This is a genomic window from Streptomyces sp. NPDC051207 (assembly GCF_040682395.1).
GTDB lineage: Bacteria > Actinomycetota > Actinomycetes > Streptomycetales > Streptomycetaceae > Streptomyces.
Map to the genome: position 1 here is coordinate 286,352 of NZ_JBFBAX010000001.1, position 21,587 is coordinate 307,938.

17 protein-coding genes and 2 pseudogenes are annotated in these 21,587 nt (G+C 73.3%); 2 read left to right on the forward strand and 17 right to left on the reverse strand.

The features are described from left to right. Nucleotides 1-20: 20 nt before the first annotated feature. The 17 genes and pseudogenes from AB0M97_RS01285 to AB0M97_RS01365 form a co-directional block, all read right to left on the reverse strand. Nucleotides 21-1,442: a nucleotide pyrophosphatase/phosphodiesterase family protein gene (locus AB0M97_RS01285; RefSeq protein ID WP_365958588.1), complete on the reverse strand. Its 1,422-nt coding sequence runs from the start codon at nucleotides 1,440-1,442 to the stop codon at nucleotides 21-23. After that, nucleotides 1,439-2,608 carry a metabolite traffic protein EboE gene (gene eboE / locus AB0M97_RS01290; RefSeq protein WP_365958589.1) on the reverse strand — a complete coding sequence of 390 codons (1,170 nt, stop codon included), beginning with the start codon at nucleotides 2,606-2,608 and terminating at the stop codon, nucleotides 1,439-1,441. Before eboE ends, AB0M97_RS01285 begins: the two co-directional genes overlap by 4 nt. A gap of 3 nt (nucleotides 2,609-2,611) precedes the next feature. Then, nucleotides 2,612-3,460, reverse strand: coding sequence for a TatD family hydrolase (locus AB0M97_RS01295; RefSeq protein ID WP_365958590.1), 849 nt, complete (start codon nucleotides 3,458-3,460; stop codon nucleotides 2,612-2,614). Further along, the gene (locus tag AB0M97_RS01300) at nucleotides 3,460-4,164 is read right to left on the reverse strand and encodes an EboA domain-containing protein (RefSeq protein WP_365958591.1); all 705 of its coding nucleotides are present in this window, start codon (nucleotides 4,162-4,164) and stop codon (nucleotides 3,460-3,462) included. The genes AB0M97_RS01295 and AB0M97_RS01300 overlap by 1 nt, the downstream gene beginning before the upstream one ends. Then, nucleotides 4,161-5,156: a sugar phosphate isomerase/epimerase family protein gene (locus AB0M97_RS01305; RefSeq protein ID WP_365958592.1), complete on the reverse strand. Its 996-nt coding sequence runs from the start codon at nucleotides 5,154-5,156 to the stop codon at nucleotides 4,161-4,163. The genes AB0M97_RS01300 and AB0M97_RS01305 overlap by 4 nt, the downstream gene beginning before the upstream one ends. Next, nucleotides 5,153-6,634 carry an SCO3242 family prenyltransferase gene (locus tag AB0M97_RS01310; RefSeq protein WP_365958593.1) on the reverse strand — a complete coding sequence of 494 codons (1,482 nt, stop codon included), beginning with the start codon at nucleotides 6,632-6,634 and terminating at the stop codon, nucleotides 5,153-5,155. The genes AB0M97_RS01305 and AB0M97_RS01310 overlap by 4 nt, the downstream gene beginning before the upstream one ends. Further along, the gene (locus tag AB0M97_RS01315) at nucleotides 6,631-7,875 is read right to left on the reverse strand and encodes an inositol-3-phosphate synthase (protein WP_365958700.1); all 1,245 of its coding nucleotides are present in this window, start codon (nucleotides 7,873-7,875) and stop codon (nucleotides 6,631-6,633) included. The genes AB0M97_RS01310 and AB0M97_RS01315 overlap by 4 nt, the downstream gene beginning before the upstream one ends. A gap of 165 nt (nucleotides 7,876-8,040) precedes the next feature. Then, a pseudogene (locus AB0M97_RS01320) lies at nucleotides 8,041-8,388 on the reverse strand (family 16 glycoside hydrolase); the annotation flags it as partial. A 93-nt stretch (nucleotides 8,389-8,481) separates the two neighbouring features. Further along, nucleotides 8,482-10,959, reverse strand: a complete 2,478-nt coding sequence (locus AB0M97_RS01325; RefSeq protein WP_365958594.1) for a PQQ-dependent sugar dehydrogenase — start codon at nucleotides 10,957-10,959, stop codon at nucleotides 8,482-8,484. A 93-nt stretch (nucleotides 10,960-11,052) separates the two neighbouring features. Next, on the reverse strand, nucleotides 11,053-12,051 hold the full coding sequence (locus AB0M97_RS01330) for a sugar phosphate isomerase/epimerase family protein (RefSeq protein ID WP_365958595.1): 999 nt from the start codon (nucleotides 12,049-12,051) through the stop codon (nucleotides 11,053-11,055). Nucleotides 12,052-12,063: 12 nt separating this feature from the next. Continuing rightward, the gene (locus tag AB0M97_RS01335) at nucleotides 12,064-13,272 is read right to left on the reverse strand and encodes a Gfo/Idh/MocA family oxidoreductase (RefSeq protein WP_365958596.1); all 1,209 of its coding nucleotides are present in this window, start codon (nucleotides 13,270-13,272) and stop codon (nucleotides 12,064-12,066) included. A gap of 82 nt (nucleotides 13,273-13,354) precedes the next feature. After that, complete coding sequence (locus tag AB0M97_RS01340) at nucleotides 13,355-14,401, reverse strand: substrate-binding domain-containing protein (protein WP_365958597.1); 1,047 nt, start codon at nucleotides 14,399-14,401, stop codon at nucleotides 13,355-13,357. Nucleotides 14,402-14,418: 17 nt separating this feature from the next. Then, nucleotides 14,419-15,438: an ABC transporter permease gene (locus tag AB0M97_RS01345; RefSeq protein ID WP_365958598.1), complete on the reverse strand. Its 1,020-nt coding sequence runs from the start codon at nucleotides 15,436-15,438 to the stop codon at nucleotides 14,419-14,421. Then, nucleotides 15,435-16,955, reverse strand: a complete 1,521-nt coding sequence (locus tag AB0M97_RS01350; protein ID WP_365958599.1) for a sugar ABC transporter ATP-binding protein — start codon at nucleotides 16,953-16,955, stop codon at nucleotides 15,435-15,437. The genes AB0M97_RS01345 and AB0M97_RS01350 overlap by 4 nt, the downstream gene beginning before the upstream one ends. Before the next feature lie 252 nt (nucleotides 16,956-17,207). Further along, entirely contained in the window at nucleotides 17,208-18,389 is a 1,182-nt protein-coding gene (locus AB0M97_RS01355; protein ID WP_365958600.1) for an ROK family transcriptional regulator, read from the reverse strand. Nucleotides 18,390-18,659: 270 nt separating this feature from the next. Further along, nucleotides 18,660-19,337 carry a GntR family transcriptional regulator gene (locus AB0M97_RS01360; protein WP_365958701.1) on the reverse strand — a complete coding sequence of 226 codons (678 nt, stop codon included), beginning with the start codon at nucleotides 19,335-19,337 and terminating at the stop codon, nucleotides 18,660-18,662. 116 nt (nucleotides 19,338-19,453) lie between these two features. Continuing rightward, nucleotides 19,454-20,392, reverse strand: a complete 939-nt coding sequence (locus AB0M97_RS01365; RefSeq protein WP_365958601.1) for a beta-ketoacyl-ACP synthase III — start codon at nucleotides 20,390-20,392, stop codon at nucleotides 19,454-19,456. A 177-nt stretch (nucleotides 20,393-20,569) separates the two neighbouring features. Here AB0M97_RS01365 and AB0M97_RS01370 point away from each other — a divergent pair. Both AB0M97_RS01370 and fdhD read left to right on the forward strand, forming a co-directional pair. After that, nucleotides 20,570-20,677, forward strand: a pseudogene (locus AB0M97_RS01370) (Fe-S-binding domain-containing protein); the annotation flags it as partial. 23 nt (nucleotides 20,678-20,700) lie between these two features. After that, nucleotides 20,701-21,573 carry a formate dehydrogenase accessory sulfurtransferase FdhD gene (gene fdhD / locus AB0M97_RS01375; protein ID WP_365958602.1) on the forward strand — a complete coding sequence of 291 codons (873 nt, stop codon included), beginning with the start codon at nucleotides 20,701-20,703 and terminating at the stop codon, nucleotides 21,571-21,573. The last annotated feature ends 14 nt before the right edge of the window (nucleotides 21,574-21,587 follow it).

Here is a 21,587-nt window from a genome sequence, read left to right on the forward strand (position 1 = left end):
CGTTGTCAGTGGTGAGTGCTTCACTTGTGACCAGTGGGGGACGGGTCGGTCGCCGGCCCGTCGGCGAGACCGGCGAGGTGGAGCAGCAGGGACTTCACGTCGGTGGCCGCGACACGGTCGCCGACCGCATGGGGGGTGGAGCAGATGAGGAGCGGACCGTCGTCGTCGCTCTGCGGAAGGCGGCCGTGGCTGCCGCGAATAGGTGAAGGGTCCAGAGGCACGACCGCCATGCGGTAGCGCATGCCGAGCTTCTTGCGGAGCAGGGCCGCGCCCGCCTTGACCTTCACATAGGGGTCGAGCGGGTCCATGAACAGCTCGACCGGGTCGTAGCCGGGTTTGCGGTGGATCTCCACGAGCTGCGCGAAGTCGGGCGCGCGTGCGTCGTCGAGCCAGTAGTAGTACGTGAACCAGGCGTCCGGCTCGGCGACGGCGACCAGTTCGCCGGAGCGCGGATGGTCGAGGTGGTGGGCCTTCTTGCCCTCGTCGTCGAGCAGCTGGTCGATGCCGGGCAGCCCGTCGAGCGCGGCGCGAGTGGCCGCGAGGTCCTCGGGCCGGCGGACGTAGACGTGGGCGATCTGGTGGTCGGCGACGGCGAAGGCGCGCGACGCCATCGGGTCGAGGTACTCCATGCCGTCCTGCGTGTGCACCTCCAGCAGTCCGGCGCGGCGCAGGGCGCGGTTGATGTCGACCGGGCGGCTGACGCGTGTGATGCCGTACTCGGACAGCGCCACGACGGTGCGGCCCTCGGCGCGGGCGTCGTCCAGGAGCGGGGCGAGCGCCGCGTCCAGGTCGGTGGCGGCCTGCCGGGAGCGCGGGTCGTCGGGTCCGAAACGCTGCAGGTCGTAGTCGAGGTGCGGGATGTAGCACAGGGTCAGGTCCGGGTGCCGGGTGGCCATGATGTGGCGGGTGACGTCGATGATCCACTGGCTGGACACCAGGTCGGCGCCGGGGCCCCAGAAGTGGAACAGGGGGAAGGTGCCGAATTTGTCGGTGAGTTCGTCGTGCAGGGCCGGGGGCCGGGTGTAGCAGTCGGGTTCCTTGCGGCCGTCGGCGTAGTAGACGGGACGGGGGGTGACGGTGAGGTCGGTGTCGGCGCCCATGGCGTACCACCAGCAGATGTTGGCGACGGTGTAGCCGGGGTGGGCGCGGCGCGCGGCGTCCCAGAGCTTGTCGCCGGCGACGAGTCCGTTGTGCTGGCGCCACAGCAGTACGTCGCCCAGCTCGCGGAAGTACCAGCCGTTGCCGACGATGCCGTGCTCGGCGGGGTGGGCCCCGGTGAGGAAGGTGGACTGGGCGGCGCAGGTGACGGCGGGCAGGACCGTGCCGAGCGGGGCGTGGGAGCCGGACCGGGCGAGCCGCTTGAGGTGGGGCATGTGGTCGAGGAGACGGGGGGTGAGGCCGACCACGTCGAGGACGAGAAGCGGGGTGGGGCCGGTGCTCATGGCAGCTCCTTCAGGCCGAGGTCCGTCAGCAGGTCGCGGGCGAGGGTGAGTTCGGCGGCGATGCCGTCGGCGAGCTGGGCGCGGGCGCGGGGCCGCAGCTGCGGCGGGAGGGCCTGCCAGGTGTAGGTCTCGACCTCGAGGTGGTGGGTGAGCGGGCGCGGGCCGCCGACGAGCCGGGTCAGCGCGGCCTTCAGCACCGGGAGCGTGGAGGTGAGGGGTGCGGCGGGGGCCTCGTGCAGGGGGACGTGGAAGTGGGCGCGCCAGGGTGCCGTGTCGGGCAGGGCCCGGCCGGTGAGTGCCTCGCCGAGGTCGTCGGTGCCTCGCAGGCCGGCGTCGGTGGTGGTGCGGGTCTGGTGCAGGAAGCGGGGTTCGGCGAAGGCGGCGAGCGCCTCGCGGACCTCGGGCAGGTGGGGCTGTTCGGCGTGCAGGGCGGCGGACAGCTGGGACTTGACGACGGGGACGTGTGCCTCGGTGAGCGCGTCGAGTGCGGTGTGCGGGTCTTCGAAGGAGGTGGCGAGGTGGCAGGTGTCGACACAGATGCCGATGCGGTCGTGGCCGATCGCGGTGAGCGGGGCGATGGCGTCGCCGGTGGTTTCGATGACGCAGCCCGGTTCGGGTTCCAGGCCGACGCGGACGGACCGGCCGGTCAGTTCCTGGAGCGCGTCGAGGCGTTCGGCGAGGGTGCGCAGGGCGGTGCGGGCCGTGTCGGTGCGGTCGTCGCCGGCCGCGGTGCGCCAGGCGAGCGGCAGGGTGGAGATGCTGCCCTCGGTGACGTCGTCGGGGAGCAGCCCGGCGAGGACGCGGGCGAGGGCGGTGGTGTGGTCGAGGCGTTCCGGGTCGGCCCAGTCGGGCTTGTAGACGCGGTATTTGACCTCGTCGGCGCCGAAGCCCTGGTAGGGGAAGCCGTTGAGGGTGACGACCTCCAGGCCGCGCCGGTCGAGTTCGCGGCGCAGGCCGCGGAGCGCGGACGGCTCGGAGACGAGGGTGTGCGCGGCGTCGTGGGCCAGCCACAGGCCGATGCCGAGACGGTCCCGGCCCAGGCGGCGGCGGACGGGCTCGCAGTGGTCGCGGAGCTGGGCGAGGACGCCGTCGAGGGTTTCGGCCGGGTGCACGTTGGTGCAGTAGGCGAGGTGGACGGTGGAGCCGTCGGGATGACGGAAGCGCATGCCTCACTCCCCGCCGCGCAGTATGGAGTTGCCCTCGTGGGTGGCGTCCGCCGGGGCGACGTCGAGGTTCAGGCGTCCGCTGAGGCCGTAGAAGGCGACGGGGTTGCGCCACAGCACCTGGTCGACGTCGTCCTCGGTGAAGCCCTCGGCGAGCATCAGGTCGCCGACCTTGCGGGTCTTGAGCGGGTCGCTGCGGCCCCAGTCGGCGGCGGAGTTCACCAGGACCTTCTCGAGGCCGTGGCTCCGGAGGATCGCGACCATGCGCGCCTCGTCCATCTTGGTGTCCGGATAGACGGAGAAGCCGAGCCATGCGCCGCTGTCCTTGGCCTCCTTGACGGTGGTCTCGTTGAGGTGGTCGACCAGGACGCGGTCCGTGGGCAGCGCCGACTCGCGCACCACGTCGAGGGTGCGGCGCAGCCCGGCGAGCTTGTCGCGGTGCGGGGTGTGCACGAGCGCGGGCAGGCCGTGGTCGGCGGCGAGCTGGAGCTGCGCGGCCAGGGCGGTGTCCTCGGCCGGCGTCATCGAGTCGTACCCGATCTCGCCGACGGCGACGACACCGTCCTTCACGAGATACCGGGGCAGTTCGTCCAGGACGGGGAGGCAGCGCGGGTCGTTCGCCTCCTTCGGGTTGAGGGCGATCGTGCAGTGGTGGGCGATGCCGTACTGGGCGGCGCGGAAGGGTTCCCAGCCGAGGAGGGAGTCGAAGTAGTCGCGGAAGGAGGCGGGCGAGGTGCGGGGCTGGCCGAGCCAGAAGGACGGCTCCACCACGGCTCTGACGCCCGCGGCGTACATGGCCTCGTAGTCGTCGGTGGTCCGGGACGTCATGTGGATGTGCGGGTCGAAGATGCGCATCAGGATTCCTTGCCGTGAGGGTCGTCCGTGCGGTGCGGCGGCGGGGTCCCGGCCCCCGTCAGGGCCAGGACGCGGTACAGGTCCTCGGGGACGGCGCGGCCGGCGGCCTCGCGTTCGGCGGCGTAGTCGCCGAGCATCCGGGCGAGTTCGGTGTCCTGGTGGGCGCGGCGCGCCAGGTCCGCCACACCGGCCACGGGCACGCCGGTGAACAGGCACTTCAGTACGGCGTGCCGCCACTGGTGGGCGTCCAGGTGCCGGGCGGCGTACGGGCCGACGGCGGCCGCCAGCAGCCGCGTGTCGTTGGTGCGCAGGGCGTCCTCGACGAGCGGCAGCGCCTCGGGGCCGGGCACGAGGTGGGGCAGGGCGTGCAGGACGGCGCGGCGTTCGTCGGCGGTGCCCTGGGCGTACACGCGGCTGAGCGCCTCGAGGTCGGCGCGGGCGGCGAGGAGGATGAGGATGCGCGCGGCGTCGGCGTGGGCGGCGCCGCAGCGGCGGCCGGCCTCGGCGAGGCGCAGCTCCCACACGGAGATCGGCCCGTGGATGCCGGGCTGGGCGGCGGCCTCGTCGAGGGCCTGGTCGAGCCAGGCGCGGGCGGACGCGTCGAGACCGGCGTCGAGGACGTGGCGCAGCTCGGCGACGGGGGCGGTGCCAGGGGTTTCGTCGGGGCCCGGCGCCGGGGAGCCGGGGGTGTGGGACCGAATCATGGGGTGCTGCTCCCTTCGGGGGTGACGGAGGGACGGCCGGGAAGCGGGGCGGCGGGCGTGCTGCCGGACGGTGCGGGTGGTGCGGTCGCCGCGAGGCGCTCGGCGTCGCGGAGGAAGGGCAGGGAGCGGATGGCGTGGTGCGGGCCGGCATGGGAGTGCCGCGGGAGTTCGACGACCGTCAGGCCCCGGTAGCCGACGGCGGCGAGGGCGGCGAGGACGGGCGGGAAGTCGATCTCGCCGTCGCCGAACGGGAGATGGTCGTGGACGCCGCGGCGCATGTCCTCGATCTGGACGTGCCGCAGCCACGGCGCGGCGGCACGGACGCAGTCGGCGGGAGGGAGGGGTTCGAGGCACTGGCAGTGGCCGATGTCCAGCGTGAGTCCGAGGTTCTCGGGGTCACCGAGGGCGCGGCGCAGGTGGTGGAAGTCGGCGAGGGTGGCGAGGAGGTGGCCGGGTTCGGGTTCGACGGCGAGCGGGACGCCGGCGGTGTCGGCGGCGTCCAGTACGGGGGCGAGGGCTTCCGCGAGGCGCTTCCACGCCGTGTCTTCGTCAGTGCCGTCGGGCAGCGTGCCGCTGAAGCAGTGCACGGCGTGGGCACCGAGGTCGGCGGCGACCCGCACGGCGCGGATCAGCAGGTCGACGCGGCGGGCCCGGTCGTCGGGGTCGGGGTCCAGCAGGGACGGGCCGTGCTTGCGGCGCGGGTCCAGCACATAGCGGGCGCCCGTCTCCACGGTGACGCCGAGCCCGAGTGCGTCCAGCCGGCGGGCGACCTGGCGGGTGCGGGCGGCAAGGTCGGGCGCCAGCGGGTCCAGGTGCATGTGGTCGAGGGTCAGGCCGACGCCGTCGTAGCCGAGGTCGGCGAGGAGGCAGAGAGCGTCGTCGAGCCGGAGGTCGGCCAGGCCGTTGGTGCCGTAGCCGAAGCGGAGAGGGCTGGGGGCGGGATGGGGTTCGCCGGGTGCGGTGTGCGGGGATCGCCGAGGCTGCGGGTTCATGTGACGCTCACCTTCCTGGCGAACTTCCGGCCGGCCGGAGCCAGTGCCGCGACGAGCAGGGCGACGCCGCTCGCACCGGAGCGGGCGGCGAGGGCGGCCTGGAGGGGGATGGTGGCGCGGATGCCCGCGCCGACGGCGCGCTGGGTGAGAGGGGGTGACGGGTTGAGGGCGGCGTGGAAGTAGGGGCGCGCGGTGGTGGCCGCGTAGGCGGCGCCGAGAACCGTGGCGAGACGAGGCGCGGCAGCAACCGGTCCCGCTCCGCGGCCTGTTGTGGAGCCCGGCAGGCCGGGGGCGGCTGCTGCCCGTCGGCCTGCCGGTGGCTGGGTGGTGCGGCGGGTCACCAGGTGGGCCAGGAGGCCGGTCGTGGCGAGGGCCGCAAGGGGCGGCAGGGGCGAGCCGTGCCGGGTCTCCTGGCGGGAGACGGTGGTGACCGCGAGGGTGTGCGAGCCCAGGAGGGCGGCGGTGGGCAGTGCCGCGCGGGTGTGGCCGGTGGTGGCGGCAGCGCCGAGGAGCAGGTCGAGGCCGCGGGCCGCCGCCATGGCGAGGGGTCCGGCCGGGGTGTGCTTCAGGGCGAGGTCGTAGGACCAGACGGTCGCCGCGAGGGGTGCGGCGACCGCGAGTGCGGGGCGCCCGGCGCGGGCGGCGAGGGCGAGGCCGGCGCCGGTGAGGGCGCAGGCCGCGGTGAGGGCGGCGGCAGGGCGGACACGGCCGGAGGGCAGGGGGCGGTGCGGGCGTTCGGCGGCGTCCTCGTCGCGGTCGGCCCAGTCGTTGAGGGCCATGCCGGCCTCGTACAGGCAGAGGGAGGAACCGATGGCGAGCAGCACACGCGGACCGGGCCGCGCACCGGCCGCGGCGGCACCGGCGAGGGCGTCACCGGGGACGGTGAACAGGGCGGGGAGCCGCAGCAGTTCGGCCCAGGCACGCCGACGGCCGGCGCCGGGGGCGCGCCGCTGGGTCGGGCGGGGGTGGGCCGGGCCGGGGTCATTGCCGGGGGCTGTGCCGGTACCCCTGCCGGGGTCCGTTCCGGCGTCCGCGCCAACGCCCCTGCCGGCACCCGCGCCGGGGTTTTCGCCGGCCTCCGTGCCAACAACCCTGCCGGGGGCTGCGCCGGTGTCCCTCCCGGGGGCCGTGCCAGTGGCCCTGCGGGGGTCCGCGCCGACGCCCGCGCCGGCGACCCTGTCGGCACCCGCGTCGGGGTTTTCGCCGGCGTCTGCGCCGGCGCCCATTCCGGTGTCTGTGGCGGCGTCCACGCCGGCGCTCACCTCGGCGCCCGCGCCGGGGTCCCTGCTGGGGTCGGTGCCGGCATCCGCGCCGGTGACCTTGCCGGCATCCGTGCCGACGTCCCTGGCGGCGTCCGCGCCAACGCCCCTGCCTAGGCCCGTTCCGGCGTTCGCGTCAGCGCCCCCGTCCGCAGCCGCGCCGGTGGCACTGCCCCGTGCCACCGTCGGCCGGGGCCGCACCCGCTCGTCCCAGCTCATCGGCTCTCCCCGGCGCTGTCGGCTCCGTCGGTTCCGTCAGCCCCGGGCGCCGCATCCGCCCCGGAGGCCACCGCCGGCTCCACCCCGGGCGTCCTGTCCGCCGCCCGGGGTCCGGCCTCGCCCCCCGCGGTCCGCAGCCGCTCCCCCAGCGTCGCCAGTGCCGCGTACTGTTCCGACAGGCCGGCCGGGGAGTCTCCCGTCGGGTCCTTGAAGTAGAAGCCGAGTTCGCCGATGGGGCCGGACAGGCCCGCCTCGTGGGCGCGGGCGAGGATGCGGGCGAGGTCGAGGACCAACGGGGCGGCCAGGGCCGAGTCGCAGCCCTGCCAGATGGTCTGGAGGATCATCCGCGTGCCGAGGAAACCGTCGAAGGCGATGTGGTCCCAGGCGGTCTTCCAGTCGCCGAGCGCGGGCACGTCGTCGATGTGCACCTCGCCCTCGGGGACGGTGCCGAGGGTGTCGGCGAGGACGCGTTCCTTGCCGGCGTTCTTCGCCGCGGCGGCGGCCGGGTCGGCGAGGGCGGCGCCGTCGCCGCCGCCGAGCAGGTTCGTCCCGGACCACGCGCGCACGGCCAGGGCGCGTTGGGTGAACATCGGCCCGAGCACCGCGCGCAGCAGCGTCTGCCCGGTCTTGCCGTCGCGGCCCGCGTACGGCAGTCCGGACGCCTCGGCGGCCGGGGCCAGCGCCGGGTGGTGCAGGCCCGTGGAGGGGGTGAAGTTGACGTAGGGGCAGCCGGCGCGCAGGGCGGCTGCCGCGTAGAGGGAGCTGGCGGGGAGTTCGGGGCCGGTCGGAGCGGGTTCCGTGGAGGCGACGTTGACCACGACCGCGCGGGCGAGCCGGTTGCGTCGTACGAAGTCGTCGATGTCCGCGGCGAAGGCGGAGATCAGTGCGTCGGTGTCGCGGGTGTCGCCGGGCAGGGGGCCGCCGGCGCGGATCTCGCGGTCGGCGGCGTCCAACTCGGCTCGGACGGCGGCGGGCAGGCCGGGCGGGAGGACGCCTTGGGCGGCGAGGGCCTCGGCGCGTTTGGGCAGCGGGCAGTCGACGGTGTCGTGACCGCCGAAGACGAGGTCCGCAAGGGCGGGCAGGCCGCTGTCGGCGAACAGGGGCGTCTCGGTCACCAGGCCTGTCGGCGGGCGCAGCCCCGCGGTCAGTGCGGCGCAGCCCGCCACGACGGTCGTGGCGACGGAGCCGCGGGCCCCTATCAGCCAGACGCCGGTGCGGGAGTCGGAACGGGACGCGGACATTGGCAGCCTCCTTGTCGTACGCGAACCCTGGGGTGGGGCGCGCTCGGACGCGCGCGCCCCTGGGCACGACGTCGAGACGGCGGGCGGGAGTCCGGGGTCTCCCGCCCGCCGTCGCTCGGTCGCCCTGTGCGGGCAGCCACCATACGCGGGCAGTTCACCCCACGCAGGCGGTTCCTTGGTCCGGATGTCCCGGGAGGACACGTGGTCGTCGTGGCGTTGAGCCGGACGCGGAGGCGCTCACCCTCCACGCGGGTCCCGTACGGGTTCCACTCCCCCGGCGGGTTCGGCGCGCGGTCGCGTTTCTTGAGGTCGGCGGAGTGGAAGCCGTAGGCGGAGCCGGTCGTCTTTTCGGACACGTCGGTGGCGTCGGTCCGGATTTCGCGGCCGTTGTGCACGGCCTGGCACGGGTCGTCGGAGGGCGGGAGCCCACGACATCCGGGAGGTGTCGTCGCCAGCCATCCTCCAGTCGGGCTTGAGCGAGCAGGAGCCGAGGTTCTAGGCGGGGTACCAGAGCTTGCTCTTGCCGCCGCGGGGGATGAGGGTGGCGCAGCCCGGCGGGAGGGCGGCGGTGGTGGTGCGTGCTCGTGTGCGCATGGTCTCCTCCCCTCAGCCGGTCGTGAACGTGAAGTCGTCCAGCTCGTACAGGGCTCCGGTGCCGCTGCCCTTGAAGACGAGGTGGAGCGTGGTCGTGCCGCGCGGGGCGCGGGACAGGTCGGCGCCGACGTCCTGGAAGGTGTCCCAGCCGCCGGTGACGGGCACGGTCGCGGTGCCGAGCAGGGTGCCCGTGGGGGAGCCCGCCCGGACCTCGAGGGTGCCGCCGCTGCCGCCGGACGAGACGCGGGCGGTGATCTTCTTGGCGTTGCTCAGTGCGTACGGCGTGAAGGAGATCCAGTCGCCGTCGTGGATGTCGCCGACGGCCCGGCCGCCGTGCGCGCTGTCCCTGGTGACGACGGAGATGCCGGCGGCGTCGCCGTGGTGCTCGGCCTGCCGGTGCCTGGGCTGGGCGACGTTCTGGTCGTGGGTGGTCAGCGCGGCCTGGCCGCCGCCTCCGCCGTCGGTGTACTCGGCGTCGAAGACCCCGAAGATGTCGGCGTCGTCGTCGTGGCCGCCGTCGGCGCTGGTCCGGATGGTGCCGGAGCAGCCGTTCGCGGAGGTCAGCGGGTGGCCGTGGGTGTCGTGGCCGAGGATGAAGCTGACCTTGACCTTGGCGCAGTCGATCGCCGTGCCGTCCTCGGCGTCGGTGACCTTCACCTTGAACGGCACCGCGTCGCCGAAGCTGAACAGTTCCCCGTCCTGCGGCAGTTCCAGGGTCACCTTGGGGGCGGTGTTGCCGACGACGATCCGCACGCTCGCGCTTCCGGTGCGGCCGGAGGTGTCCTTGGCGGTGAGGGTGGCGGTGTAGGTGCCGTTCTTCTTGTACCGGTACGTGGGGTTGGCGGCGGTCGAGGTGCCGCCGTCGCCGAAGTCCCAGCTGTGGGTGAGGGCGTCGCCGTCCTGGTCACTGGTGCCGGTGGAGGAGAACTGCACCCTCAGCGGTGCCTGCCCGGAGGTGCGGCTTGCCGTGGCCCGGGCGACGGGCGAGTGGCCGTCGGTGGCGTTCTCGATGCGGTACAGGGCGGAGTGCTCGTCGCCGCCGAACCAGGCGGTGCCGTAGTCGAGGACGTACAGCGCGCCGTCCGGGCCGAAGGCCATGTCCATGATCTGTGTGCCGGTCCAGGGCACGGGGTTGATCGACTGCACGGTGCCGTCGGCGTCGCTGGTGATCCGCTTGATCCAGCGGCGGCCGAACTCCCCGGCGAAGAAGTCGCCGTCGTAGGCCTCGGGGAACTTGACCGGCGAGTCGAGCGCGGGGTCGTAGTGGTAGACCGGGCCGCCCATCGGGGATTCGGGGCCGCTGCCGAACTCCGGTACGGAGCCGTCGTCGTAGGGGATCCAGGCGGGCTGGGCCGGGGGCAGGTCGGTGAGGCCGGTGTTGTTCGGCGAGGTGTTCTTCGGGGCGGCGCAGTCGAAGGGCGCGCCGGAGGCGCCGGTGGCGAAGTCGTGGTCGACGTAGGCGTCGTTGTCGCCCGTGCAGTACGGCCAGCCGAAGTTGCCGGGGCCGGTGACCCGGGCGAACTCGACCTGGCCGGCCGGGCCGCGCGCCGGGTCGGCGGAGCCGGCGTCCGGCCCGTAGTCGCCCACGTACAGGATGCCGGTCCTCTTGTCGACGCTGAAGCGGAACGGGTTGCGGAAGCCCATCGCGTAGATCTCGGGCCGGGTTTTCGCGGTGTCGGGCGGGAAGAGGTTGCCCTCGGGGACGGAGTACGAGCCGTCGGCGTTGACCTTGATGCGCAGGATCTTGCCGCGCAGGTCGTTGGTGTTGCCCGAGGAACGCTGGGCGTCGAAGGCCGGGTTGCGGTTCGGGCGCTCGTCGATCGGGGTGAAGCCGTCCGACTGGAAGGGGTTGGAGTCGTCGCCCGTCGACAGGTACAGGTTGCCCGCGGCGTCGAAGTCGATGTCGCCGCCGACGTGGCAGCAGATGCCGCGCGAGGCGGGCACGTCGAGGATCTTCTTCTCGCTGGCGAGGTCGAGGGTGCCGTCGAGGGTGAGCACGAACCGGGAGAGCCGGTTGACGCCGTTGAACGGTGCGAAGTCGGCCGCGCTGCCGGTCTCGGGGGCGTCGCCCGCCGGGGTGTTCATCGGGGGCGCGTAGTACAGGTAGATGAAACGGTTCTCCGTGAAGCCGGGGTCGACGCCGATGCCCTGGAGGCCTTCCTCGTCGTGGGAGTACACGTCGAGCTTGCCGGCGAGTCCGGTGTTGCCGGCGGCGTCGGTGAGGCGCAGTTCGCCGTCGCGGGAGGTGTGCAGGACCGAGCGGTCCGGGAGCACGGCGAGCGACATGGGCTCGCCGACCTCCGGCTCGCCCTTGGCGAGGGTGACCTGCTGGAAGTCCTCGGCGGCGGCCGGGGCGGCGGCTGCGCCGGCCTGCGGGGCGGTCAGGGTGAGGGAGGCTCCCGCGAGCAGGGCGCCGCCGAGCAGCGCCACCGCCTTGCGGAAGCGCGCGCGTCGGCCGGGGGTGGGGGTGGTGGGGTCGTTCCCGTGCACGAATGCCTCCAGGAAGGGGCCGGTGGTACGGGGCGGGTGCCTGCGCCGGGATGAGCCGTCATCCCGGCGGGCAAGGCGGTGGGGGCGCCGGGGTCAGTTGCCGAAGGCCGCGTCGAAGGAGGCCGTCGGCGGTTCGAAGTCGAAGGCCTTGAGGCGGGTGAGGGCCTCGGGGGCGCCCTGGAGCCGGTCCATGCCGGCGTCCTCCCACTCGACGGACACCGGGCCCCGGTAGTCGATGGCGCGCAGCATCCGGAAGACGTCCTCCCAGGGCACGTCGCCGTGGCCGGCGGACACGAAGTCCCAGCCGCGGCGCGGGTCGCCCCAGGGCAGGTGGGAGCCGAGGCGGCCGTTGCGGCCGTCGAGGCGCTTGCGGGCCTCCTTGCAGTCGACGTGGTAGATGCGGTCGCGGAAGTCCCACAGGAAGCCGACCGGGTCGAGGTCCTGCCACACGAAGTGGGAGGGGTCGAAGTTGAGGCCGAAGGCCGGGCGGCGGTCCACGGCCTCCAGGGTGCGTACGGTCGTCCAGTAGTCGTAGGCGATCTCGCTGGGGTGGACCTCGTGGGCGAACCGCACGCCCTCCGTGTCGAAGACGTCGAGGATCGGGTTCCAGCGCTCGGCGAAGTCCTGGTAGCCGCGGTCGATCATCGACGCGGGCGCGGGCGGGAACATGGCGACGAGGTGCCAGATGGCGGAGCCGGTGAAGCCGATGACGGTGTCGACGCCGAAGCGGGCCGCGGCGCGCGCGGTGTCCTTCATCTCGGCGGCGGCCCGCTGCCGTACGCCCTCGGGCTCGCCGTCGCCCCAGATGCGGGCGGGCAGGATCGCCTGGTGGCGTTCGTCGATGATGGCGTCGCAGACCGCCTGGCCGACCAGGTGGTTGGAGACCGCCCAGCACTTCAGGCCGTACTTGTCGAGGAGCTGGTGGCGGGAGTCGACGTAGGAGGGGTCGGCGAGGGCCTTGTCGACCTCGAAGTGGTCGCCCCAGCAGGCGAGTTCGAGGCCGTCGTAGCCGAAGTCGCGGGCCAGGCGACAGACCTCCTCCAGGGGCAGGTCCGCCCACTGGCCGGTGAACAGCGTGAAGGTGCGCGGCATCCGTGGGCCTCCTCAGGCGGTGACGGGCGTGTAGACGGAGTTCTTCTCGGCGCTCTCCTCCACCGCGGCCAGCACGCGCTGCACCTGCAGCCCGTCGGCGAAGGAGGGTTCCACCGGTCCGCCCTCGGCGACGGCGTGCACCAGGTCGCGGGCCTGGTGGACGAAGGTGTGCTCGTAGCCGAGGCCGTGGCCGGGCGGCCACCAGGCGTCCAGGTAGGGGTGCTCGGGTTCGGTGACGAGGATGCGGCGGAAACCGGCGTGCGCGGCGGGCTCCGTGCCGTCGTGGTACGACAGCTCGTTCAGGCGCTCCAGGTCGAAGGCGAGCGAGCCGTGCGAGCCGTTGAGTTCCAGGCGCAGGGCGTTCTTGCGGCCGGTGGCGTAGCGGGTGGCCTCGAAGGAGGCGAGGGCGCCGGAGGTGAAGCGGCCGGTGAACACGGCGGCGTCGTCCACGGTGACCTGCCCGGTGCCGCCGGCCGACTCGGCGGCCAGGCCGCGCGGGGCGCCGCCGGGCAGCGGGCGTTGCCGGACGAAGGTCTCGATGAGGGCGGAGACACCGGCGAGGTGCTCGCCCGCGAGGTGCTGCGCGAGGTCGACGACGTGCGCGCCGAGGTCGCCGAGCGCCCCGGAGCCGGCCTGCTCCTTGCGCAGCCGCCAGGTGAGCGGGAACTGCGGGTCGACCAGCCAGTCCTGGAGGTAGGTCACCCGGACGTGGCGCAGCGCGCCGAGCCTGCCCTCGGCGACCATCGCGCGGGCCAGGGCCATGGCGGGCACCCGGCGGTAGTTGAAGCCGACCATCGCCACCTGGCCGCGCCGGGCGGCCTCGTCGGCGGCGCGGGTCATGGCCGCCGCCTCCTCGACGGTGTTGGCGAGGGGTTTCTCGCACAGGACGTGCTTGCCGGCGGCCAGCGCGGCCAGCGCGATCTCGGCGTGGCTGTCGCCGGGGGTGCAGATGTCCACGAGGTCGACGTCGTCCCGTTCGACCAGGGCGCGCCAGTCGGTCTCGGCCGACGCCCAGCCGTGCCGGTCGGCCGCCGCGCGCACCGCGGCGGCGTCGCGGCCGCAGATCGCGGCGAGCACCGGGCGGCGCGGCAGGTCGAAGACGCGGCCCGCGGTGCGCCAGCCCTGGGAGTGGGCGGCGCCCATGAAGGCGTAGCCGACCATGCCGACCCTGAGCGGCGGCTTGCCGGTCTGCGTCCCCTCTTGCTGCTGCGGCTGTCCCATGCGGAAGGTCCTCCTCGTCGTGACGGCGCGGTGGGGGTGGGCCCGCCCCCACGAGGCGCGGGGCCGGGCCTGGCGGGCGCCTCTACTTGAAGCCGGTCGGCATGTACTGGTCGACGTTGGTCTTGTCGACCACGGCCGAGTAGAGGGTGAGGGACGCCGGGATCTCGAACTCGGCGAGGCCGCCGACGCCCTTGCCCTGGCCGAGGGCGCGGGCCAGGTCGATGGCGGACGCGGCCATGGTCGGCGGGTACAGGACGGTCGCCTTCAGGACGCCGTTGTCCTGCTTGATGGCCTGGAACGCGGAGAGGGCGCCGGCGCCGCCGACCATCAGGAAGTCGTCGCGGCCGGCCTGCTCGATGGCGCGCAGGGCGCCCACGCCCTGATCGTCGTCGTGGTTCCACAGGGCGTCGAACTTCGGCTGTGCCTGTAGCAGCTGGGCCATCTTGGCCTGGCCGGACTCGACGGTGAACTCGGCCGCCTGGCGGGCCACCTTCTTGATGTTCGGGTAGTTCTTCAGGGCGTCGTCGAAGCCCTGGGTGCGCTGCTTGGTCAGTTCCAGGTTGTCGAGGCCGGCGAGTTCGATGACCCGGGCGTTCGCCTTGCCCTTGAGCTTCTCGCCGATGTAGTGGCCGGCGTTGAGGCCCATGCCGTAGTTGTCGCCGCCGATCCAGCAGCGGTAGGCCTGCGGGGAGTTGAAGATCCGGTCGAGGTTGACGACCGGGATGCCCGCGCGCATCGCCTTCAGGCCGACCTGGGTGAGGGCCTTGCCGTCGGCGGGCAGCACCACCAGCACGTCGACCTTCTTGTTGATGAGGGTCTCGATCTGGCCTATCTGCTGGGCGGTGTCGTTGGAGCCCTCGGTGATCTCCAGGGTGACGTCCTGGTACTTCTCGGCGCGGCTCTTGGCGTTCTGGTTGATGGCGTTGAGCCAGCCGTGGTCGGCCTGCGGGCCGGCGAAGCCGATGGTGACCTGCTTGCCGGGCTGGTCGTCGGCGGCGGGCTCGTTGCCGGCGGCCTTGTCGGCGCCCTTGTCCGACGGCTCGTTGCTCGTGCAACCTGCGAGGAGCGCACCGGCCGACACGGCGGCGGTCCCGAAGAGCAGTCCTCTGCGACTGGTGAGTGGAGACATGGCGGTGAACCCTTTCCTCAGGTCGTGCTCGCGGTACGGCGCTGGACCAGCACGGCGGCGACGATGATCGCGCCCTTAGCGATCTGCTGGACGTCGCTCTGCAGGTTGTTCAGGGCGAAGATGTTGGTGATCGTGGTGAAGATCAGGACGCCGAGCACGGAGCCGGTGATGGTGCCGCGCCCGCCGCTGAGCAGGGTCCCGCCGATGATCGCGGCGGCGATGGCGTCGAGTTCGTAGAGGTTGCCGTTGGTGTTCTGGCCGGAGCCGGACAGGACGATCAGCAGGAAGGCGGCGATGCCGCAGCACAGCCCGGACAGCAGGTAGAGGTACAGGCGCTGGCGGCGGACGTCGATGCCGGCCAGCCGGGCCGCCTCGCTGTTGCCGCCGACGGCGACGGTGCGGCGGCCGAAGGTGGTGCGGTTGAGCACCAGCCAGCCGATGACCGTGACCACGGCGAAGACGAGGACGAGCGGCGGTATGCCGAGGACGTACGCGTCGCGTTCGCCGAGATCCAGTACGCCCTCGACGGTGACGATCTGGGTGCTGCCGTCGGTGATCTGCAGGGCGAGGCCGCGCGCGGAGGCGAGCATGGCGAGCGTGGCGATGAACGGCACCATCGCCCCGTAGGCGATGAGCACGCCGTTGACGAGTCCGCAGCCCACCCCGACGACGATCGCGGTGAACAGGATGCCGAGGAAGCCGTACTCCTGGGTGGCGACCGTGGTCGCCCACACGGAGGCGAGGGCGACGATCGCGCCGACGGACAGGTCGATGCCGCCGGAGATGATGACGAAGGTCATGCCGACGGTGACGACACCGATCACGGAGGCCTGCGTGAGGACGAGTTGCAGGTTGCGGGTGTCGAGGAACTCGTCGGGCTTGGTGATGCCGCCGATGAGGACCAGGGCGGCGAGCACCCCGAGCAGGGACAGGGTGCGGACGTCGGCGCGGGCGAGCCTGCCGCGCCAGGCGGGCGGCCCGTCCACCGGGGCCGTCTTGCCGGTGCCGTCCCGGGGTGGGGACATGTGCTGCGTCATGACGCCGGACTTCCTTCCATGACGAGGTCGAGGACGCGGTGTTCGTCGAGTTCGCGGGCCGGCGCCGTGTGGACGACGCTGCCCTCGCGCAGGACCAGGACGCGGTCGGCGAGGCCGAGCACCTCGGGCACCTCGCTGGAGACCAGCAGGACGGCGAGGCCCTCGTCCGCCAGCCGGCGGATGACCGCGTACAGCTCGGCGCGGGCGCCGACGTCGACGCCGCGGGTGGGTTCGTCCAGCAGCAGCACGCGGCAGCCGCGCAGCAGCCAGCGGGCGAGGACGGCCTTTTGCTGGTTGCCGCCGGACAGGGTGCGCACCGGCACGGACGGGTTGTCGGGCCGCAGCGACAGTTCGCGGGTCGCGGCCCGGGCGGCGCCCCGTTCGGCGCCGCGGTCGATCCAGCCGCCGCGTGCGAAGCGGGACATGGAGGACACCGACACGTTGCGGGTGACGGACTCCAGCATGAGCAGGGCCTGCGCCTTGCGTTCCTCGGGCGCGAGCCCGAGCCCGGCACGAACGGCGGCACGGACGCTGCCGGGCCTGAGCGGCCGTCCGTCGACGACGACCTGACCGGCCGTCGGCTTGCGGGCGCCGTAGACGGTCTCCAGTATTTCGGACCGCCCGGAGCCGACGAGTCCCGCCAGGCCGACGATCTCCCCGGCATGCACGGTCAGGTCCAGCGGCGCGAACTCGCCCTCGCGCGCCAGTCCGCGCACCTGGAGGACCGGTGTGCCCGCGGACGTGTCCCGCGCGGGCCGCTCGGGGAAGACGTACTCCACGTTGCGTCCCGTCATCAGCGCGACCACCTCCCGGGTCGGCGTCGACTTCGCGGGCAGCCCGCCCGCGACGGCGCGTCCGTCCTTCAGCACGGTGACCCGGTCGCCGATGCGGCGGATCTCCTCCAGGCGGTGGGAGATGTAGACGACGGCGACGCCGTCGGCCGTGAGGTCGCCGACGATGCGGAAGAGGTTGTCGACCTCGTCGGGGTCGAGGGCGGCGGACGGCTCGTCCATGACGATGAGCCGTACGTCGTGGGAGAGCGCCCGCGCCATGGACACGATCTGCTGCTGCGCCGCCGACAACTCCCCCACCAGGCGGCCCGGTTCGATCTCGGGGTGGCCGAGCCGCCGCAGCAGCGCGGCCGTCGAGGCGCGGGCGGCCTTGCCGCGTACGACGAAACCGGCGGTGGTGGGTTCGTGGCCGAGGTGGACGTTCTCGGCGACCGACAGGTGCTCCACCAGGTCGAGTTCCTGGTAGATGGTGGCGATGCCGAGGCGCATGGCGGCGATGGGCGAGCGGAGGGTGACCTTCTCGCCGCGCCACCGGATGGTGCCGGTGTCGGGCTGGTGGGCGCCGGCCAGCACCTTGATGAGGGTGGACTTCCCGGCGCCGTTCTGGCCGAGCAGGCAGTGCACCTCGCCGGCCTGGACCTCCAGGTCGACGCCGTCGAGGGCCCGGACGCCGGGGAAGGACTTGGTGATGCCGTTCATGCTGAGCAGCGGTGGTTCTGGTGCCATGCGATTTCCCCTCGGCGGGCGTGCGGGCCGGTTCCAGGGCGCTTGTCGAGCGGGCCTTCTCGGGGGCGAGCGGGCCGTACGGGCCTGCGCGGGGACAGGCCGTTTCCGGGCAGGGCGGAGCAGGGAGTGGTGCGGGGGTGCCGTGCCGGGCATGGGGGTGCCGTGCCGGGTGCGGTGGAGGCGTACTGCGGGTGCTGGTGTGCTGCGGGTGGGCCGTACTGGGGTTGCGTGTCTGCGCGGGTGCGTGCGTGTCTACGCGGGTGAGAACAGGTGGTCGCTGATGAGCCGGGCCGCGCCGGTGACTCCGGCTGTGGGGCCCAGCTCGCCCAGCACGATGGGCAGGTTGCCGGTCGCCAGGGGCAGTGACTGGCGGTAGACCTGGGTGCGGATCGCGGCGAGCAGGGTGTGGCCGAGGCCGGTCACTCCGCCGCCGATCACCACGAGACCGGGGTTGAAGAAGCTGACCAGGCCGGCGATCACCTGGCCGGTGCGGTTGCCGCCCTCACGGATCAGGTCGAGCGCGGTGGCGTCACCCGCGGCGGCAGCGGCGGCGACGTCGATCGCGCTCAGGGTGCCGCTCTCGTCGAGCATGGCGGCGAGTACCGCCGACAGGCCCTGCTGGGCGGCCTCGGTGGCGTCCCGAGCGAGGGCCGCACCGCTGAAGTGGGCTTCCAGACAGCCCCGGTTGCCGCAGGCGCAGGGCCGGCCGTCGGGCACCGCCTGGATGTGCCCGATGTCGCCGGCGCTGCCCGTCGTCCCGCGGTAGACCTCGCCGCCGACGACGATGCCGCAGCCGATGCCGGTGCCGATCTTGACGCAGAGGAAGTCGGCCACGCTGCGGGCGACACCGGCGTGCTGCTCCCCCATCGCCATCAGGTTCACGTCGTTGTCGACCATGACCGGGCAGCCGAGTTCCTGGCTGAGCGCCTCCCGCACGGGGAAGCCGTCCCAGCCGGGCATGATCGGCGGTGCGACCGGTACGCCCTCGGGGAAGCGGACCGGGCCGGGGACGCCGATGCCGGCTCCGTCGAACCCTTCCGCGAGCCCGGAGGCCTTGAGCTTGCCGGCCATGGCGAGGACCTGCTCGAAGACCGCGACGGGGCCCTCGCGCACGTCCATCGGCTGGTTGATGTGCCCGAGGACCTCCAGTTCGGCGTTGGTGACGGCGACGTCGACGGAGGTCGCGCCGATGTCGACGCCGAGGAACCTCAGTTCGGGCGCGAGGCGGATGTTGTGGGAACGGCGCCCGCCGCGGGAGGCGGCGAGTCCGTCGGCCACGACCAGCCCCGTCTCCAGCAGGCGGTCCACCTCCACGGCCAGCTTGGACCGGGACAGGTCGACCTGGTCGCCCAGCTGGGCACGGGAGTGGGGGCCGCCGTCGCGCAGCAGCTTGAGCAGCCGGGCCTGGTGGGCGTTCGCGGGCCGTGCCGTCATGCGTCTCACGATCCCCTCCCCCGCTTCCATGGGCCTGTGCGCGCCGGATTCCGGCCACACCGTCGGCTGCTTCGTAGGGGAAAGTAGCAGTGGCTGCCCGGGCTGGGAAGAAGTCACGCACAAATTCCCGCCGACTTTCTCCACTCGCAGGACAAAGACTGGTCTCTCCGCGGCTTTTGTGTCGCCGGGAGCGGATGCGGCAGGCGCACGCCGACAGGTCGGGCCGCCGACAGCGACGGTGCGCCGGCCGCTCGGGCCGCCGACGGGAATCTACGACCGGTCGTGCGCGCGGTACGAGCGCCGGGTCTGTTCGATGTGCTCCCGCATCAGCCGCGCGGCGCGCTGCTCGTCGCGGTGCACGACGGCGGTGAGCAGCTCCTGGTGCTCGGCCCAGGACTGCCGCCCGCGCCGCCGGGCGACCGGGGCGGCGTACCAGCGCACTCGCCGGTCCACCTGCGCGGCGAGCCCGGCGAGGACGGCGTTGCCCGCCAGCTCCATGACCTTGCCGTGGAAGCGTGCGCCGAGCGCGACGGCGGTGTCCGTGTCGCCGGACCGGGCGGCCACCAGGCCCTGCTCGACGATCCGGCCCAGGTCGCGGATGCCGTCCTCGTCGGCGTTCAGGGCGGCGAGGCGGGCGGCCTCGGCCTCCAGCAGCGCCCGGACCGCCAGGAGCTGGCCGGCCTCCTCGTCGGTCGGCTCCCGCACGAACGCGCCCTGGGCCGGACGGAGGTCGACCCAGCCCTCGGTGCCGAGCCGCTGGAGCGCCTCGCGCACGGGCTGCCGGGACACGCCCAGCCGGCCGGCGAGTTCGCTCTCCACGAGGTGCCGGCCCGGCTGGAGGGCGTGCGTCGTGATGAGTTCGAGGAGGGCCTCGTAGACGCGGTCGCGCAGCGGCCCGGGCCGTTCGAGTCTGGTTGCCGCTCCCTGCGGCAGCCCTGACGGCAGCATCACGATCCCTCCCCGGCACGTCCCGTGCACCCGCGACCGAGACCCGCCACGGATTGTCTACAGTTTACGGCGCCCAAAGGGGCCGACCAGCAAGGAAGTTGACGAACCGTCACAACTCACGGGCACCGGACGACCTGCCCCGCGTAGGAGAGGTTGCCCCCGAACCCGAACAGCAGGACCGGGTCGCCGGTGCTGATGGCGCCCTGTTCGACCAGCTTGGAGAAGGCGAGCGGGATGCTCGCGGCGGAGGTGTTGCCGGACTCGGTGACGTCACGGGCGACGACGGCGTTCACGGCGCCGATCTTCTCGGCGAGGGGTTCGATGATGCGCAGGTTGGCCTGGTGCGTGACGACCGCGGCGAGGTCGGCCGGGGAGAAACCCGCCCGTTCGCACGCGGCGCGCGCCACGGGCGGCAGTTGCGTGGTGGCCCAGCGGTAGACGCTCTGGCCCTCCTGGGCGAACCGCGGCGGGCTGCCCTCGATGCGCACCGCCCGCCCCATCTCCGGCACCGAACCCCACAGCACGGGCCCGATGCCGGGTTCCTCGGCGGCCTCCACGACCGCGGCGCCCGCGCCGTCGCCGACCAGGACGCAGGTGGTGCGGTCGTTCCAGTCGGCGACGTCGGACATCTTGTCGGCGCCGACGACCAGCGCCCGGGTCGAGGCGCCCGCCCGCACGGCGTGGTCGGCGGCGGCCAGGGCGTGGGTGAACCCGGCGCACACGACGTTGACGTCCATCGCGGCCGGCGACGGCACGCCGAGGCGGGCGGCGACGCGGGCGGCCATGTTCGGGGAGCGGTCGATGGCGGTCGAGGTGGCGACCAGGATCAGGTCGATGTCGCAGGCCGACAGGCCGGCCGAGGCGAGCGCCTTGGCGGCGGCGTGGGCGGCCAGCTCGTCCACGGGTTCGTCGGGACCGGCGATGTGGCGGGTACGGATGCCCACCCGGCTCGTGATCCACTCGTCACTGGTGTCCACCATGCCCGCCAGATCCTGGTTCGTCAGGATGCCGGCGGGCTGGTAATGGCCGACGGCGGCGATCCGCGAGCCGTTCATGGCGTCCCCCTTGATGCTGTGTGGAGCGGGATTCACCAGTCTGATCAGTGACTCGCGAGTAGCGCGGCGGGTGAAGCGACAGGAAAGCCGAGCCCGGCTTGTCGGCTTCCGTCAGACCCTCGGACGACCGAACAACGCCGTGACCGGCCGGGCGGCGCCGACCGCGACCCGCCGCCCGTGCAGGACAATGACACGGTGAAGGTCACCGCCCCGCCGGACGATGCGGTGACCCACGGCAACCTCCGCACCAGGGGCCGCTTCCACCACCAGCACGTACAGACACGTACAGAACCGGGGCTGATCAGGACATGGGACGAGTCACGGAACGACGCAAGGTGCTCCGCATCCGGGACGGTGCCGTCTCGTCCCGCCCGGACACCCTGGTGGCCGAGGAACCGCTGGAGATCCGGCTGAACGGCAAGCCGCTCGCCGTCACCATGCGTACGCCGGGCGACGACTTCCCGCTGGCGGCGGGCTTCCTCGTCAGTGAGGGCGTTCTGGCCGCCGCGTCCGATCTGCGCACCATCGTCTACTGCGCCGGGGCGACGAGTGACAGCGCCTCCTCCGGCGGTGCGGAGGGCGCGAACACGTACAACGTCGTGGACGTACGGACGGCCCCCGGCGTGGTGATCCCGGACATCACCCTGGAACGGAACGTGTACACGACCTCGTCGTGCGGCCTGTGCGGCAAGGCGAGCCTGGACGCGGTCCGCACGTCGGCCCGCTGGCCCATCGCCGACACTCCCCCGGTCCGGGTCACGCCCGGCCTGCTGGCGAGCCTTCCCGACCGGCTGCGGGCGGCCCAGCGGGTCTTCGACCGGACCGGGGGCCTGCACGCGGCGGCGCTGTTCTCCGAGACCGGTGAGCTGCTGGACGTACGGGAGGACGTGGGCCGGCACAACGCGGTCGACAAGCTGGTCGGCCGCGCCCTGCAGAACGGCGACCTGCCGCTGTCCCGGGCGATCCTGCTGGTGTCGGGCCGGGCGTCGTTCGAGTTGGCGCAGAAGGCGGTCATGGCGGGCATCCCCGTACTGGCGGCGGTGTCCGCTCCGTCGTCCCTCGCGGTGGACCTGGCCGCGGAGACGGGCCTGACCCTGGTGGGCTTCCTGCGGGGCGGCTCCATGAACGTGTACGCGGGTGAGGAACGCGTCGCCCTGCGGACCCCGGCGACCCGGGGCTGACGGGCACTCGGCCG